The organism is Pseudomonas sp. P867, assembly GCF_019891455.1.
Lineage (GTDB): Bacteria > Pseudomonadota > Gammaproteobacteria > Pseudomonadales > Pseudomonadaceae > Aquipseudomonas > Aquipseudomonas synxantha_A.
Genome location: NZ_JAFLXB010000008.1, coordinates 143,577 through 160,609, shown reverse-complemented (window position 1 = coordinate 160,609; position 17,033 = coordinate 143,577). Strand labels below are relative to the sequence as shown.

12 protein-coding genes and 4 tRNA genes are annotated in these 17,033 nt (G+C 59.9%); 8 read left to right on the top strand and 8 right to left on the bottom strand.

All coding sequences use genetic code 11. The features are described 5' to 3' along the window. The 3 genes from J1G33_RS16660 to J1G33_RS16650 all read left to right on the top strand — a co-directional run bounded on the left by J1G33_RS16660 (position 1) and on the right by J1G33_RS16650 (position 3,757). Positions 1-648, top strand: a complete 648-nt coding sequence (locus J1G33_RS16660) for a MotA/TolQ/ExbB proton channel family protein (protein ID WP_005786664.1) — start codon at positions 1-3, stop codon at positions 646-648. A 56-nt stretch (positions 649-704) separates the two neighbouring features. After that, the gene (locus J1G33_RS16655; protein ID WP_223018424.1) at positions 705-1,922 is read left to right on the top strand and encodes a phospholipase D-like domain-containing protein; all 1,218 of its coding nucleotides are present in this window, start codon (positions 705-707) and stop codon (positions 1,920-1,922) included. Between the two features lie 95 nt (positions 1,923-2,017). Beyond that, complete coding sequence (locus J1G33_RS16650; RefSeq protein WP_223018423.1) at positions 2,018-3,757, top strand: dipeptidase; 1,740 nt, start codon at positions 2,018-2,020, stop codon at positions 3,755-3,757. A gap of 331 nt (positions 3,758-4,088) precedes the next feature. Here the strand turns inward: J1G33_RS16650 and J1G33_RS16645 are convergent, their stop codons facing one another. Further along, the gene (locus J1G33_RS16645; protein ID WP_223018422.1) at positions 4,089-5,750 is read right to left on the bottom strand and encodes a M24 family metallopeptidase; all 1,662 of its coding nucleotides are present in this window, start codon (positions 5,748-5,750) and stop codon (positions 4,089-4,091) included. Between the two features lie 78 nt (positions 5,751-5,828). On the opposite strand from J1G33_RS16645, the gene J1G33_RS16640 reads away from it, so the two are divergent. The 3 genes from J1G33_RS16640 to J1G33_RS16630 all read left to right on the top strand — a co-directional run bounded on the left by J1G33_RS16640 (position 5,829) and on the right by J1G33_RS16630 (position 10,604). Further along, a complete protein-coding gene (locus J1G33_RS16640) occupies positions 5,829-7,319 on the top strand; it encodes a PLP-dependent aminotransferase family protein (RefSeq protein WP_223018421.1) in 1,491 nt (496 codons plus the stop codon). A 113-nt stretch (positions 7,320-7,432) separates the two neighbouring features. Next, positions 7,433-9,613 carry a hypothetical protein gene (locus J1G33_RS16635; protein ID WP_223018420.1) on the top strand — a complete coding sequence of 727 codons (2,181 nt, stop codon included), beginning with the start codon at positions 7,433-7,435 and terminating at the stop codon, positions 9,611-9,613. Continuing rightward, on the top strand, positions 9,600-10,604 hold the full coding sequence (locus tag J1G33_RS16630; protein ID WP_148852263.1) for an FAD-dependent oxidoreductase: 1,005 nt from the start codon (positions 9,600-9,602) through the stop codon (positions 10,602-10,604). The genes J1G33_RS16635 and J1G33_RS16630 overlap by 14 nt, the downstream gene beginning before the upstream one ends. Before the next feature lie 98 nt (positions 10,605-10,702). On the opposite strand, the gene J1G33_RS16625 is transcribed toward J1G33_RS16630, so the two are convergent. The 6 genes from J1G33_RS16625 to J1G33_RS16600 all read right to left on the bottom strand — a co-directional run bounded on the left by J1G33_RS16625 (position 10,703) and on the right by J1G33_RS16600 (position 12,873). After that, the gene (locus J1G33_RS16625) at positions 10,703-10,990 is read right to left on the bottom strand and encodes a hypothetical protein (RefSeq protein ID WP_005786654.1); all 288 of its coding nucleotides are present in this window, start codon (positions 10,988-10,990) and stop codon (positions 10,703-10,705) included. Between the two features lie 48 nt (positions 10,991-11,038). Next, positions 11,039-12,142: a polyamine ABC transporter substrate-binding protein gene (locus J1G33_RS16620; RefSeq protein WP_078820751.1), complete on the bottom strand. Its 1,104-nt coding sequence runs from the start codon at positions 12,140-12,142 to the stop codon at positions 11,039-11,041. A gap of 316 nt (positions 12,143-12,458) precedes the next feature. After that, positions 12,459-12,534 (bottom strand) — tRNA-Gly (locus J1G33_RS16615). A gap of 3 nt (positions 12,535-12,537) precedes the next feature. Further along, positions 12,538-12,613 (bottom strand) — tRNA-Glu (locus J1G33_RS16610). Between the two features lie 105 nt (positions 12,614-12,718). Beyond that, positions 12,719-12,794: transfer RNA gene (locus J1G33_RS16605), tRNA-Gly, on the bottom strand. 3 nt (positions 12,795-12,797) lie between these two features. Further along, a tRNA-Glu gene (locus J1G33_RS16600) sits at positions 12,798-12,873 on the bottom strand. 369 nt (positions 12,874-13,242) lie between these two features. Here J1G33_RS16600 and J1G33_RS16595 point away from each other — a divergent pair. Together J1G33_RS16595 and J1G33_RS16590 are read left to right on the top strand one after the other, a co-directional pair. Further along, entirely contained in the window at positions 13,243-14,001 is a 759-nt protein-coding gene (locus tag J1G33_RS16595; protein WP_005786648.1) for a hypothetical protein, read from the top strand. Positions 14,002-14,136: 135 nt separating this feature from the next. Further along, entirely contained in the window at positions 14,137-14,949 is an 813-nt protein-coding gene (locus J1G33_RS16590; RefSeq protein WP_032877070.1) for an alpha/beta hydrolase, read from the top strand. A 35-nt stretch (positions 14,950-14,984) separates the two neighbouring features. Here J1G33_RS16590 and J1G33_RS16585 read toward each other — a convergent pair whose 3' ends face one another. After that, complete coding sequence (locus tag J1G33_RS16585) at positions 14,985-16,952, bottom strand: methyl-accepting chemotaxis protein (protein WP_223018419.1); 1,968 nt, start codon at positions 16,950-16,952, stop codon at positions 14,985-14,987. Positions 16,953-17,033 lie beyond the last annotated feature (81 nt).

Genomic DNA, 17,033 nt, shown 5'->3' with positions numbered 1-17,033 from the left:
ATGGATATGAACCTGCTCCACGACGTCACCTTCTATGTGATGTACGCGGCGATGGCCATTGCGATCTTCATCGCCATCGAACGCGGCATCTACTTTGCCTACGTGCGCCGCCAGGCTCGGGCGTTGATCGACGCCCTCGGCGCCCCCGTGCACAGCGAGCGTGACCTGCCGGAAAACCTGAGCCGTCGCGACAGCCTGCCGCTGAACATGATCCTGCCGGTGCTGGCGCAGAAAGCCTCCAACGGTTCACGCAAGGACCTGGACGACGAAATCGACACCCAATACCTCAAGACACGCGCCCCGCTGGCCCGCAGCCTGTGGATCATCGAGACCATTACCACCGCCGCCCCGCTGCTGGGCTTGCTGGGTACCATCCTCGGCATTATCGACACCTTCAAGGCGCTGGCCACGGCGGGTGTTTCCGACCCAGGGCAGATTTCCGGTGGTATCGGCACGGCCTTGTTCGCCACCGGCCTGGGTATTGCCATCGCGCTGTTCTGCGTGGTGTTCCACAACTTTTTCCAGGACAGCCTGGAACGCATCAACGACCAGTTGAAGATCCTGTTGATCCGCGCGGCCAGCGGAGCCCGCGTACAAGGCGAAGTGCCGCACCTTGTACCGACCTCCCTGCACAGCCGCACAGCGTGACCCGTCGGGCGGGCGCGTAATACGCCCGCCCCTTTGTTTTGTCCGATGAGACGCCTATGTCCCTTTCGATGAAGTTGCGTATCGCCAGCCTCGCCGGCGTGTTGCTCAGTCCGCTGGCCCAGGCGGACTTTTCCATTCCGGGGTTTGAGCTGGTGCACACCGTGCCGGTGGATACCGCCCTGGTCACCGCCGATTTGCGCCAGACTGGCCCGGTATGGATCGAGCTGTTCGACAGTGCGAAGAGCCGCATTGATATCGGCCAGTTCTACGCCGTCGACCATCCCGGCTCGGTGATGAACACGGTCATCGAACGCCTTGAGGCTGCCGGCAAGCGCGGCGTGAAAATTCGTTTTTTGCTGGAAGAAAAAGGCCTCAGGCTGTCGGAAGCTGCCACCCTGGAACGCCTGCGTGCGATCCCCAACCTGACCTTGCGGGTGCTGCCCTACGGGCAACTGAGCGGCGGCATCATCCACGCCAAATACCTCCTGGTGGATGGCACGCAGGCGTTTATCGGCAGCCAGAATTTCGACTGGCGCTCCCTGGAACATATCCACGAAACCGGGCTGCGCATCAGTGACGCAGCCGTCGTGGGCCAGGTGCAGGCGATCTTCGATCAAGACTGGCAAGCCCAGGCCGCGCTCGCCGATAAACAACCGGTACCGCTGCCCGCCACCGGCCAGGTGCCCGCACGTACCGGCAACTACCTGGTGGCCAGCCCGCAACGCTACAACCCGCCAGGCGTAGGCGACTCACAGCTGGAGCTGCCACGCCTGCTGGGCGAAGCCAAAAAAGAAGTGCGTGTGCAACTGCTCGATTACGCGCCACTGTCCTACGGGCCTGATCGAACCCGCCCGTACTACGCGGTGATCGACAACGCCGTGCGTGCCGCTGCTGCCCGTGGGGTGTCGATCAAACTGATGGTGTCCAACTGGAACACCGATAAGCTGGAACTGCCCTACCTCAAGAGCCTGGCGGTATTGCCCAACGTCGAAATCAAGATCGTCACCCTGCCCGAAGCCAAGCAAGGTTTTATCCCTTATGCCCGAGTGATCCACAGCAAGACCATGGAGATCGACGGGCAAGTGGCGTGGATCGGCACCAGCAACTGGTTGGGCGGTTACCTGGATAACTCGCGCAATCTGGAGGTGGTGATGCGCAGTGAAGCGATGGCCAGCCGTGTAGGGCAATTGCATGAGCAACTGTGGGACGGGCCCTACGCCAGAGCCTTGAGCGTGACGGATGAATACCCTGAGCCCCATCCTGGCCAGCATTGACCTTGGGCACCTGAGTAGTGGTAGTGTGTGGAAATGTTTCCGACTTGCCTGTCAGAAACACCCTACTCACTACCTGCAAAGGAATGCCTTAAACAATGCACTTTCCACTCAAGCAATTGGCCGTTGCCACCCTGTTCGCGGCTAGCCTTTCGGCACTCTCAACCCCCGCTTTCGCCAACATCAGCGCAGACCAAAGCGCGGCGATTGTGAAGAGCTTCGGCGAGACATCGGTCACCGATTTCCGCAGCTTCCTCGGCAACCTGGCCAAGGGCGAGCTGGGTAAATCGGCTGACGTCGGCCCGGCTATCAGCGCCTTTCTCGACAACAAAACCCTGAACGCCGAGCAACAGAACGAGATCAATCGCCTGCTCGGTATCTACACCCGTGTGAAGTACGGCAAGGCTGCCCTGGAAACCTTACGCGAACTGGTGGAGATTCCGACCTTCAACGTAGACGGGCTGCCACAGTACAAAAACCCGGAATTCCTCAAGATCGCCGACAAGATCCAGGCCCTGGCCAAATCCTTCAACCTGAACTTCCGTAACGTCGATAACCGTGTGTACGAAATCTCCCTGGAAGGCAGCGGTGATGAAGTCGTCGGCGTACATGCCCATGCCGATGTGGTGCCGGTCACGCCGGAAAACTGGGTGCTGCAAGATGGCACCAAGCTCGACCCGTTCAAGGTCACGCTGATCGGCGACCGCATGTATGGCCGTGGGACCGAAGATGACAAGAACGGCATCGTCGTGGCGATGTATGCCATGAAGGTGATCAAGGAAGAAAAACTGCCGCTGGCGCGCACGCTCAAGCTGCTGGTGGACACCACCGAAGAAACCGCCGGTGACGCGATTCCCTACTACTTCGAACGCAACCCCGTGCCGCAATACAACCTGGCGCTGGATGGCGGCTACCCGGTGGTGATCGCCGAGAAAGGCTCGGGCACAGTCATGGCGACCTTCCCGGTGCGCAAAGGCGAAGGCACAGGCGCGGAAATCATCGCAATGACCGGCGGCAAGGCCACCAACCAGATTCCATCGGTGTCGGTCGCCACGCTGGTCAGCGATAAGCCTGCTGAGTTAGCGGCCAGCCTGCAGCAGGCCGGTAATGATTATGCCAAGCGCAACGGCGGCAATTTCCAGGTCAGCGCCAAGGTCGATGGCAAGGACGTCAAACTCACTGTCACCGGCGTATCCGCCCACTCCTCCGAACCCGAAACCGGGGTCAACCCGGTGGCTCGTATGCTGGAACTGATCCACGGCGTCGACGGCAAGATTGCCCTCAAGCACAACCACATCACTGATGCAGCGCGTTATGCAGCGGACAACTGGGGCCTGGATTACCTTGGCGGCAAATTGGGCGTGGGCTTCGCCGATGACTTCATGGGGCCGTTGACCACCTCGCCGACCTTTGTCGGCCTGGATGACAAAGCCTTCAAGCTGGCGGTGAACCTGCGGGCGCCGAAGGGTAAAACCCCGGAGGCACTCAAGGCACAGATCGAACAGAAACTGAATGCCTGGAACCAGCAAGCCAAGGTCAACGTGAGCTTCGCCTATTCGCTGGATACACCGATGTACCGCAACCCTGAAGGTGAGTGGGTCAAAGCCTTGCTGGCGGTCGCCACGGAAAACCTGGGCATGCCGCACAAGTTCGGCACCTCGGCCGGTGCAACCTCGGTGCACGACTTGCCCAATGGGGTGCAGTTTGGCCTGGCCCGTCCGGAAGAGAAGTACACCGGGCACACCGACAGTGAGTTCAAAACGGTTGAGCAGTTCCTGCTGGACCTGCAGATCGTCACTGAAATGATGGGCCGCGTCGGGCAGTTGCCGAAGCTCTGACCCATGCTCATCGCCTGAACCACCGCTTTCGCAGCCTCGCTAAAGCTCGACAACTCCCACAGGGGATCGGCAGTGCTGGGTTGATCTCGGTTGGCAGCACCATCGCGCCAAGCACAACTCCCGACAACAACACCGCCCAAATGTGGGAGCTGTCGAGCCCCGGCGAGGCTGCGATGGCGGCGGCACAGGCAACATTTTCATCGCCTGAATCACCGCTTTCGCAGCCTCGCTGAAGCTCGACAGCTCCCACAGGGGATCGGCAGTGCTGGGTTGATCTCGGTTGGCAGGGCCATCGCGACAAACACAATTCTCGGCAGCAATGGCAGGCTCTTCAGGCTTGCAACATCAACATGTCTTCAAAGAACCCACCCACTGGCTCAGTGGGATGGCACAACTGGATCTCCAGCACCCAGGCCATTTCGCTCGGTGGGATCTCCAGGTCAGCCAACTCCTTGCTTTCGAACAAGGCATGGGGGAAATCCGCAAGGCGATGCCCCGCCAGATTGCGTGCCAGCCTCCAGCCTTTCGACACGGCGCTCTGTTCGGCGAAGTCGTAGAGCTCGCGCCCGGTCAGCCCACGCAGCCACGCTTGGCGGGTCTCATCGAACACCTCATGCAACGCAGTCCTGCACGCCAGATGCAGCGGCAACTCACCGAAGATGAACGTGTCGCCGTAGTCGCCTTCATAGCCGTCCCATACCGGCCCCAGGTCGACCACGACGATATCGCTGGCGCGCAGTTTGCGCTGACGATCAACACCTTCGCGGGAGGGCCGGATGGTGTCGGGGCCAAAGCGAATGTAAGTCGGGTGCCACGTGTGCGAGGCGCCCATGGCCGTGAGTTGCTGGGCGGCCATCTCCAGGGCTTCGCCGGTGGTCATGCCGACCGTCAACCGGCTGGCGATGGCCGCCAGGGCGCGTATGGATTTTTCTCGCGCCGCCAACATCCCGTCCAGGGAATAGCGCGGGCCGACTTTCTCCCAGATCGGGTCGAACGACAGCGACACCGCCTGCGCGCTTGACCGGCCACTGGCGACAAACGCCTCCGCGACAAACCGATGGCTCGGCAACCCCGCCTCGACGCAATGGGCACGCACCTGGCTAAGCATGGGGCCGTTACCACACGCATAGACCTGGGCCGCCTCCCAATGATGCCCGTGGCTCAATGCAACCTCCTGCACCCGCCCCTCGGATGATCGCACCGAATGCCAGCGAAAACGGGGGTGCTCGAGCATCGATTCATCCAGAAAGGCGCCGTCATAAAAGTCGGTTGACTGCGCGCCGCCCCAATACAACGTCACCTCGACATTGCGTTTGAGCGCGGTCAACAGGATCGGCTTGATGCCCGCGTAACCGGTACCCGTGGCAAACAGCACGACGGGCGCTGCGTCATCGTCCTGCCAGGTGCAGGCGCCAAACGGTCCTTCCAATTGCATCCGCGCCCCCACGGCCAAGCCATCCAGTACGCCCTCGGAAAAGTACCCGCCGCGCACCCGACGAATCTGGAAGACCAAACGCCCCTCGTCCTCTGTTGGCAGGTTGGCAACCGAGAAGCAACGCGTGTCGCCGTCTGCCAGGTGGAACTTGAGGTATTGGCCAGCTCGCACCTTCAACGGTGTATCGGGCTTGAGCATCAACTCAATGACATCAGGCCCGAGCGCGCGCTTGCCAATAACCTGAGCGCCAACGACCAACGCAGGCGTATCCAGGGACCAGCCGGGAATCTCCAGGCGCATGTCGGTGCAGGCATGGCTCTGGCAAAGCAACATTTCATTGGCGGCCAGGGGGTAACACGGCGCCGGCGCATCCGGCGCCAGGCGCTTGGCCCGGTACTCACCTGCGGCGACCACCACCTTGCAGGAGCCGCACGCGCCGCGGCGGCACGAGAACGGCACGGCCAGGCCGCTGGCAAGCATGGCGTCGAGCAACAGTTCGTCGCCGGTCTCAAAAGTTTTTCCCGAGGGAGACAGTTCGATGACATGGCGTGTGTTCATAAAGACCTCGGGGTAAGTGAGGCCTGGATTGTTACGCTAGACTAGGACCATTAAAACCTCCAGATTTGGATACTTCAGATGGTCCAGTTGCGTAAATGGCGCCCCCTGCTCAAGCTTGACGACGACACCCGCCAGGCGTCCTATCGCAAGATTGCCGAAGGCTTGGTCGCCGCGATTGTCGAAGGGCGCCTGCCGCCTGGGACGTTGCTGCCGGGCACACGGGAAATGGCACAAATGCTCGACGTCAACCGCAAGACGGTGATCCTGGCCTATGAAGAAGCGATGACCAAAGGCTGGCTGATCAGCGAGCCGCGCCGTGGCACATTCGTCAATGCGCAACTGGCGCCAAAGCCCTTGCCCTGTGCGGTGCAACCGTCTTTCGCCCCACTGCTGCTGGACCAGCCGGTGGTACCGTATTTCACCCATAACGCCCAGGTGGTCGCGCTTCAACATCGGCACAGTGCGCTGTTCTTCGACAATGGCACCAGCGACCACCGCTTGCTGCCCCAGGCCGTGTTGCATCGCTACTATCGCCATGCGCTGCGTAACAGCTTCGCCTCCAACACGGTGCGTTACGGCAGTGAGGGCACCGGCTATCAGTTGCGCTGCGCCCTGGCCGAGATGCTGCGCAATAACCGCGGGCTGACAGTGACTGCCGAAAATATTTGCCTGACCCAAGGCACGCAGATGTCCCTGTACCTGAGCGCCAGCCTGCTGATCAAGCCTGGCGACGTGGTACTGGTGGAGCGTTTGAGCTACCCGCCGGCGTGGGAAATTTTCCGCAAGCTCGGCGCGCAGTTGGTCACGGTCGACATCGACGATGAAGGTTGCCGCACCGACCAGGTCGAGCGCTTATGCCGCGAGCACACGGTGCGCCTGATCTACCTCACGCCCCACCACCAATTTCCCACCACCGTGAGCCTGCATGCCGCACGTCGACAACACTTGCTGGCATTGGCCGCGCAACATGACTTTTGCGTGATCGAAGAAGACTACGACCACGAATATCACTTCAGCGGCCGCCCTTACCTGCCGCTGGCCAGTGACCGCGCCCAGCACCATGTGATCTATATCGGCTCGTTATCCAAGGTGCTGGGCTCGACGTTTCGTTGCAGTTACATCGTGGCCCCCACGCAAGTGATTGAAGCCCTGCAGCGCAATGCCGCACTGATGCTGGGCGATGCCGATGCGGTCGCACAGACCATGCTGGCGGACTTGATCAATCACGGTGAGTTGAAAAAACACCTGCGCCGCGTTTCGAAGGAATACAGGGCGCGCCGCACCGTGCTGCGCGACTGCCTGGACCAGGCATTCGGTGAGCGCATACAGATACGCGAGCCCGAAGGTGGCTTGGCGCTCTGGGTGCGTTTCGAGGATAGCCTGGACGTGGATCGCTTGGTGCACACCGCCTTGGAGCATGGGCTGGTGGTACGCAGCGGTCGTCAGTTTTCACCCAGCGACCAAGCAGAAAACGCACTGCGCCTGGGCTTTGCCTCCCTGGACCGGGATGAGATCCATCACGCAACACAACGGCTGGCGCAGGCTATGAAAGCGATGGATAGGCGCTGAACGCGTGATGGCCCGGTGCAACGGTTCCTTTCCCGCTTACCTAGCCGTTCGGTCAGTTACCGCGCCGCCCCCTTTAACGTACCCTGGCCTCTGAACCTGTCGGAGCACTCGGGATGTCGCTGATCAATGCTGTCGAACGCGCCTGCACACGCCTGGCTCCCACCGGCTGGCGTGATCTGTTGCTGCACCATGGCTTGGACATAACCTCGACAACCCTGCGCGATGAACTCGCCAAACCCCTGCTCATCGATCGTACCCAGCCCGGCTTTGAAGACTTTTCGGCCGATGGCGTACGTGGCGTCGAGCCTGGGCACCCGGCCGCCAGCCTGCTGTTTCATGCATTCGCCTCGCCGAATGTGAACCTCGGAATCAACGGCAGTGCACTCACAGCCTTCCCTACCCCTGCTGAAACCGAACACATCCTTAATTATGTCTACGGTGCCAATCCTCCCAGCATGGAGGTTTTGCGGCTGGCCGCCGGTGATGCAGAGCTGGCGATTGCCGTGTTTGCCTATGAATACCGCCCCCGCCCCGAGACCGTGCATGGGCGCCAGGCCGACCTGTGCTTTTCCCGCACCGGAATCGCCCGGGTCGGTACGGCGCCAGCGCTGTATGACCCGCAACGCAGGGGCTTTTTGCCCTTTGTCGAGGACCAGCCCAATCAAATGCGCGTTATCCCGGCGCGCTACGGCGCGTTCATAGCGGCACGGCATGTGGGTCAGCCCGAGCGGTTCGGCCCGATGAATGCTCAATCCATCGACCATGATCTTGAGTTCTGGGTGCCCTTGCATAAGGTATTCGATGGCGACGAGTGCGTGGCGGGTATGGACCTGAGCGTTCAGTTGGGCAATCACCAGGTCAATGAAAAGATCGGTCAAATCCACAGACGCTTTCGCAATACCGGTTGGCAAGAGCCTGACATTCTCAACGCACCGTTCGTCATTACCGAGGGGTTATGTCATTGGGCGGATATCGATGGCTTTGCACCAGGCTTGCTGGTGCCCAACGCCAAGGAGCGGCTGGTGCAGCTGGCTCACTACCAAGGCCGACCGTTGTCCTTCATGATGCCTCCGGGCACCGGCGGCCTGGTGCATGGGCGCCATCATGTGCGTGACGACGGCTCGATTGAAGACCTGAATCAACGTGAGGATGTCGATGCCATCGTCAAGGCCGGAGGCTACCGAGCCTTACACTATCAGGACGCAATGGCCGATGGCTGGGTGCGCGCACTCTGTCCAGCACTGGAACTGCAGAGCATCGCCGCCTATTCGATTATCGGAGCACCGGATTTTTACCCGTTGTGTGGACAACGGGAACTCAAGCAATGGTCCAGCGACCCGCAGGTTTTTCCTTGTCCTACCCCACCCTGTCCGCAGGTATGGCACACGCGAGTCAACCCACTGTCCGATGTGCGGTTTTTCATCAATCAATCGCTCAGGGGCGGTTATTTTTCCGCTGAAGACCGCGGCGCCACTGCGATCGTCTCGCACCCCCAAACGTCCACGACTCCAAGCCCCGGACATCCGGCGGCCTATGCCCAGCGACAATCCTGGCTGCCGGATTTCGCCAGCGGCGTCTTCGGGCCTGGCTGGGAAGTCGGCCGTGGTTTGGTAGATGCCCCATTCACCAATATGCTGTGTGGCTATCAGTTAGCCAGCCCGTTCACGGAAGATGCACGCATCTGTGCTGCGCTGGGTTCGTACTGGCCAGGGGTGGCGCCTGATTCAACCCGTACGTTCGAACCACGCAATGTCTCTGCTACGGTCATCCCGCTGACTGACAACGAAATCGGCCTGCTAGACCAGCCTGCCTGGGATGGGCGTAGCGGCCCCTCACTGATCGAACTGGAGGGGCGCACGCTGGTTCAATACCAGGCTTATGAATACGGCGACTACACCCAGGCCGCGCTGGATGGCCGGATCTCACTGGCCGCGACCGGGCAGACCAGCACCAGGCAGTACCATCAGCGTGTCCTGGGCATGCGCCGCGCCTATCAAGCAGTCGGTGCGGGCTCAGACAGCGAGCAACGAAAACGCTGGCCGCTGCTGTCGTTTTTTCAGGTGCAATTACCGGACGAAGCTTTCGACGTCGCACAGCAAGAGGCCGGTTTGCGACTGGAAGGCGAGGTGGCGTACTACAGGCTTTACAAACACGGCGCGATCAGCACCCCAGCGCACGACTTCAAACTTCGTCATGTGGAAATAGAGCAAGAGATCGAACTGTATATGAGCCAGGACGCGCTGCTTATCCGCCGGGACGGGGAGCCCTGGCGACACCTCGATGAGTCACTTTGACGTCGTTGTTGTCGGCGGCGGCCCGGCTGGCTGCGCTGCAGCAATCCACTGCGCACAGCGAGGGCTACGGGTAGTCCTGCTGGAGAAGACCAGTTTTCCCAGACACCGGCCAGGAGAAACACTGCACCCTGGCGTTGAGCCGCTGCTGCGCCAACTGGGGATCACCCTCCAGAATTACCACCGCCACACGGGCCATTGGGTTCACTGGGATGGCCCGCCTCGTTTCCAGGCATTCAGCGCAAGTGGCGACGAGCAATGGAGGGGCTTCCAGATTCCGCGAGCGTTACTCGACCAGCAATTACTTGAACAGGCACGCAATCTGGGCGTGCAGATCGTTCATCTCAGACATCCGAGCCGGGTATTGCTGGAGCAAGGTCGTGTTCAAGGCGTCCAGGCGCAAGCAGCACAATGGACCGGGCAATTTGTAGTAGATGCCACTGGGCATCACGCCTGGCTGCAACGCCAATTGAAAATACCCTTGCGCCGTTTTTCACCGCGGTTGGTCGCACGTTACGGCTACTGCGAAGACAGCAACCTGCCGGATGAAAAACTCGGGCTGTTTGCCCACTCAGACGGCTGGCACTGGATTGCCCGTATCAGCCCAACCTGCCTGCACTGGACCCAACTGGCGTTTGCACAAGACGTGCCGCACCGCCTGATACCCAAGGGATTGGAGCCACTGAGGATGATCGGCCGGATTCGCGGAGCAGATGTCTCGTGGCGACTGTGCCGCACGACAGCCGGGAGCGGTTATTTTCTAGTCGGTGACGCCGCTGCGACGCTGGACCCGTGCGCCTCTCACGGCGTGATCAAGGCATTGATATCCGGCATGCAGGCGGCCTCGGCGATTATCGATTGTCGGTCCTGGCCGGCTGGCGAAATGACAGTGCAAGCGGCTTATCAGGCTTGGGTAAAAAAAACCGTCGAGCGAGACGTGCTCGCCCTACGTCGCTTCTATCGAGCCCACCCTTATCCACCTGGCTGGCTATGAGACGACCTCAACGAGCCCCAGCGCCGTAGCCAGTGCAATATGCCTTACATGGATATCCTGCGATCAAGCTTTGCTTTGCATAGGCGCTGCGCAGGGCGTTATCCACGATGCCTGCGCAACAAAGGCCAGTTGGACGCGAGTGCTCCGGGCTCATAGTCTCGCCCCCTGACCCGTACCAGGTCGGGGAATTCAAGCAACAATGCGCGATTCCCCCTGCCGATGTGCTCCATCACCGCCAGGGTGATGTTTTCTCGCACCATGCCCGTTGAGACGTAATACATGGCCCAGGCTTGTTCCGGCGTGCAGAGGCCGATCTGCTCTTCAATCTCTTTGTACGCTTTGTAGTCGTCTGACTCCAAATAGCACTGATCACCGCCTTGGCGCATGCTGTTGCCCTCCCCGGCCCCTGGGTCAAACGCCCAATAGGCCTACACTCACGTACCGCTCTTGACCTTGGTCCAGACCCGGGTACGAATACGCTCCGCCTTCAACGGCAACGGCTCAAGCGGAACCAGCGTGGCCATGGTCTTTTTATCGGGATAAATCCACGGGTTATCGCGCAACTTCTGCTCGACGAACTGCGTGGCATCTTTATTGGCGTTGGGATAGAGCATGTAGTTGGAAGTCTTGGCAATCACCGGGGGGCGCAGCATGTAATTAATGAACTCCAGCGCAGCCTTGGGGTGCCGAGCGTCTTTGAGCAGTACCCAGTTTTCAGACCAGACCAATGCGCCTTCTCGAGGCAGGCTGTAGGCAATCTTGCGTCCGCTGTTGGATTTTTCATTGATCGCCTGCGCAGCCAGCGCACCATTGGCCCAGCCTACAACTGCGCAAATATTGCCGTCAGCCAAATCGGTGTCGATTCGCGAGGAATCGAAATAGAGCACGTAGGGACGGATTTTCAGCAGCAGAGCCTGGGCCTTCTGGTAATCCTCAGGGTTGGTACTGTTGCTGGGCAGCCCCAGGTAGTGCAAGGCGATCGAAATGATTTCGCTGGGCGAGTCGAGCATGGCCACGCCACAGGCCTTGAGCTTGCTGATATTTTCTTCTTTGAAGATCAGATCCCAGCTGTCCACCGGGGCGTTATCACCCAGGGCGGCCTTGACCTTGTCCACATCGTAGCCAATGCCGGTGGTGCCCCAGACGTAGGGTACGGCGTAGCGATTACCAGGGTCATTGACCGCCAGCAGAGACAGGATATCGGGATCGATATGCGACAGATTACTCAGTTGCGAGCGGTCCAGCTCTTGCAACACCCCCGCCTTGATCAGGCCGGGCAGCACATTGGAAGTAGCCACGACCAGGTCATAACCGGTGCGCCCGGCCATGACTTTGCTCTGCATGGTTTCGGCGCTGTCGAAGGCATCCATATGCAGCTTGATGCCGCTTTCCTGCTGGAACTCCTTCGGGGTTTGCGGCTCGAGAAACCCGAACCAGTTATACAGATACACCGAAGATTGCGCGGCGCTGGCCGGCGTGCTGATGGCGGCGCCAAGCAGCGAGGCTAAAAAAATAGCTCGCAAGTGTGATCGACTCATATGACTATCCCTGTTACCCGAAGCGCCTTCATGGCTATCGTAAGCTCGGGGTGAATATACCGGGCGTTGTCGAATAGTAAATACCTACAAGTACTTAGCCCTGGCCTGCAAATCCCTAACCCTAAAGGGGTAGAACATGTCGCTTGACCTTCACAACCTGGCTTGGCTCGATCGGTTGGCAAACTGATCATGCAGCTCGTTTTTATGCCAAGGCCGCAAGCCCATGCGGCCATTTGAACGCGGCAAAACCGTATCGGGCCAAATTCAGCACAAACAAAAACGCCGATCATTGCTGATCGGCGTTTTCGTTTAAATATGGAGCGGGAAACGAGACTCGAACTCGCGACCCCGACCTTGGCAAGGTCGTGCTCTACCAACTGAGCTATTCCCGCAAATGGCGTCCCCTAGGGGACTCGAACCCCTGTTACCGCCGTGAAAGGGCGGTGTCCTAGGCCACTAGACGAAGGGGACACGCTACTGAAACACATGGTGTGTGTTCCAGTGCCCAGAGGCCTCGTCCGAAGACTTGGTCCTGGTTTCACTCAATGCCGCCATAAGGCCACATTGCTTGTAAATTGGAGCGGGAAACGAGACTCGAACTCGCGACCCCGACCTTGGCAAGGTCGTGCTCTACCAACTGAGCTATTCCCGCATATGGCGTCCCCTAGGGGACTCGAACCCCTGTTACCGCCGTGAAAGGGCGGTGTCCTAGGCCACTAGACGAAGGGGACACACGTACAACATTCACTCCCTACCGCGTTTCGCTGTGTGCTTTACGCTGTAAGTGGCGCGCATTCTATGGATGGATTGAAAGGTCGTCAACCCCCAAGGATAAATTTATTTAAATCAATGACTTCGCCATGGTTTGCCGGCCCGTGCGGGCATTGTCGCCGCTGGAGCCTTGGCGCCTATATTCTGGCGTTCAACAAGGCGTTATAGTCTGCCTGGGCAAGTGATGGCAATGTGCACCCATTCGGAAGCGCTTACCTATATAGAAGAAACTACCCGGGCAACTGGTCGATCGGTCCTATCCGCCGGGTGCCCCAGTCACTACACTCCACAGCAAACCCTATAAAGAGGTCACACCGGTGACACCACTCATGATCACCCTGCTGGTAATAGCCGGGATCGTAATACTGATCGCCATTGGCTACATGAACCACGTGGTGGAAAACAACAAGCTGGAAAAGAAGCGTACCGAGATCGAGCTTAACGATCGGCTGCGTCGCTGCGGTGAAATCACCGAGACTTTCCCCGGCCAACTGATGACCCCGGCGCTCAAACTGTTGCTGGCTCGCCTGGAACTGAACGTCAACCAGCGCCTGTTGAACCTCAATAAGTCCAGCGCACCAATCAAGGCACGTATCAGCGAGCTGAATGCGTTGATCGCCCAGGGCGAATCGATTCCGGTGGCCAACCCACCTGCGCCGATCCAGACCGAAGCCAAGGCCAAGGACGTGCGCTTTTTGCTCGAAGCCCTGCACGGCCAAGTCACCCGCGCAGCCCAGGACGGTTTCCTGCCAACCAATGAAGCCAAGCACTGGATCAAGGAAATCCGTCATATCCTGGTACTGCTGCATATCGAGTTCTTCAACAACCTCGGCCAACATGCCCTGCTGCAAGGCCAGCCCGGCCAGGCGCGCCTGGCGTTCGAACGCGGCGTGCAGTACTTGCGCAAACAACCGGAACCGGTGCTCTACAGCGCACAGTTGCAACTGCTGGAGTCACAACTGGCCCGCGCCAACTCCACGGTGCTGACCAACAGCCAACCGGCAGAAGACGAAGTCAACGAGCTGACCGAAGGTTTGAAGGTCGTCGATGCCGACGCCGAGTGGAAAAAGAAAGCTATCTACGACTGACAGCCCAGTCAATAACGTGGGAGGGGTGTCAGTTGGATGGCACCCTCACACCATATGCCATCACTTTGCATCTATCCCCCCGCCCCCGACTAGCGTAAAAAAGTGCCCCTCACTCCGTGAAGTTAGAGGCCTGCTATGCCTGTTGCCGTGATTGATGGACAACCGCTGCATTACCTCGACCAGGGCAGCGGCCCGGTCGTATTGCTTGGTTCAAGTTACCTGTGGGCTCGCGACATGTGGACGCCGCAGATTGAAGCGCTGTCCCAGCAATACCGTGTAATCGTCCCCGAGCTGTGGGGCCATGGCGAGTCGGGCCCGATGCCCACGCAAACCCGGTCCCTGGATGATCTGGCTCGCCAGGCCCTGGCGCTGCTGGATCACCTGGACGTCGAGCAGATCAACCTGGTGGGCCTGTCGGTCGGTGGCATGTGGGGCGCGCGCCTGGCACTACTGGCGCCCGAGCGCATCAACAGCGTGGTGCTGATGGACACCTACCTCGGCGCCGAACCTGAAGCGACTCGCCAGTATTATTTCTCGCTGTTCAAGATGATCGAAGACGCCGGCGCCATCCCCGAGCCGCTACTGGATGTGATCGCACCGATCTTCTTTCGCCCGAACATCGACCGTGAATCGGCGCTGTATCAGGACTTTCGCAAATCCCTGCAGGGATTCCCCCGCGAACGCCTGCTCGATAGCATCGTACCGCTGGGCCGCCTGATCTTCAGCCGTGAAGATATCCTGGAGCAATTGCCGCGTCTGGACGCCGACACCACCCTGATATTGTGCGGCGAGCAAGACACCCCCCGCCCACCTGCCGAATCCGAGGAAATGGCCGGACTGATTGGTTGCGACCTGATCCTGATCCCCGAGGCCGGGCATATCTCAAGCCGCGAAAACCCGGACTTCGTCAACGAAGCACTGCTGACCTTCCTCGCCAACAACGCCTGACCCCCTTCGCCTTGCTCGCCGCACCCCAGCGGCGATCACAGGCGGAAATGCCCCACCATCCCCTGGAGTTCCACGCCCAACTGCGCCAGCTGGACGCTTGATGCTGCATTGCCTTGCATACTCAGCGCCGAATGATCGGCACTTGCCCGAATACTGGTGACGCTGCGGTTGATCTCTTCGGCCACCGAGCTTTGCTCCTCGGCGGCGGCGGCGATCTGTTGGTTCATTTGCTGGATCAGTGACACGGCGGCCGCAATGCTGCCCAAGGCACTTTCGGTTTCCAGCGCATCACCGACCGCCAGTTTCACCAGTTCGCCACTTTGCTGGATCTGCTGCACCGACGACTGCGCCGCACTGCGCAAGGTGCTGACCAGCCGTTCGATCTCCTCGGTCGATTGCTGGGTGCGCTTGGCCAGGGCCCGTACCTCGTCGGCCACCACGGCAAAGCCACGCCCCTGCTCACCGGCACGCGCCGCTTCGATGGCGGCGTTCAAGGCCAGCAGATTAGTCTGCTCGGCCACGCTATTGATCACGCTCAGCACGGCGCCAATGTTCTGGATCTCTGCGCTGAGGCTTTCGATACTCGCGCTGGCACTGTTGCTTGACGTGGCCAGCAATTCGATACGCTGCAAGCTCATGCGCACCACCTGCTGGCCGCTGTCGACCTTGGCATCCGCCGTCTGTGCAGCTTGCGCCGCTTGCTCGGCATTGCGCGCCACATCGTGCACCGTGGCGGTCATCTGGTTCATCGCCGTGGCAACCTGTTCGGTTTCTTCCTTCTGACTGTTGACCTCGTGGTTGGTCTGTTCGGTAACGCTGGACAGCGAATGCGCGGAACTGGCCAGTTGTTCAATGCCGGCCTGCAACCCGCTGACCATCTGGCTCAAACCGCTGCTCATCTGCTGCATGGCTTGCATCAATTGGCCAATTTCATCGCGGCGGCTGACCTCCATGCGCCCGCTCAGGTCACCCGAGGCAATCTGCTGGGCCACGGCGATCACGCTGCGCAACGGCGCAACGATCAAACGGGTAATCAGCCAAGCAGCAATCAAGCCCACCAGCAACGCCAAGGCGGAGGAAGCGATGATCAGCAGCGTGCTGTGCTGCAACTGCACCTGCATGGACTGATCTTCAGCGGCGTATGCCTGATTGACCTGGCTGACCACTTGCTCGGCGCGATCATGCAGTTGCGTATAGACCAGCTTTTCCTGGGCCAGCAGCCCGGTGTACTCGCCGAGCTTTTCACTGAATGACGCGATATGCCCGCTGACTTCGTTGAGTACGGTCTGGTAGCCCGCGTCCTTGACGCTGGTTTTCAGCTTTTCGACCTCGGCCAGGGCCTGGTCGGCCTGCTCGATCTTCCCCTGTGCGCCGTCGTCTGTTTCAGCCTTGCGGCTCTGATCCAGGCGCACTCGCGCTTCGTTCATGGCTTGCAGCATCAAGCGCGACACCTGGCTGACCTGCCCCGCCTGCGTGATAAACTCGGCGCCCTCCTTGCCCTGGCTCTCCTTGAGGCCATAGGCACCATCGTCAGCAAGGCCCGCTTGCAACACGTCCAGGTTATTCGCCACGCTGGACACCGACCAACTGGCCATTTCCAGCGCCAGGTCCTTGGCCTGGGTCAAGTCGACGAACTCATCGAACGCCTTGCGATAGGCGATCAAAGCTTGCTCGACATCGCTCATCACCTGCTCGTTGATGACGGACCGGGCCTTGAGGCTGATGGCCTGGGCCAGCAACGCGTCAACACTGTTATGCAGGGCGTCAACAGCCTTGGGGTCGGCGTGCAGCGCGTAGTTCTGCTCGATCAGGCGCACCTTGAGCAGCTCGCTATTGAGCGAAGACATCTGCTTGAGGCCATCAAAGCGCTGACCGACGGCGTGCAGGGACCCCACACCGATCGCCGCTACCAGGGCCGTCAGAAGGAGTACCAAGGTAAAACCCAAGCCCAGTTTTTTTGCCATGCCAAGGTTGGCGAATCGTCGTTGCACGCCCCAAATCATTGCACTTGATCCTCTTGCAATGGCAGATGCCATAAACCAGGTTTACAAGCAGTGAGAGTGGCAACCCCGAGGCCCCGAGCA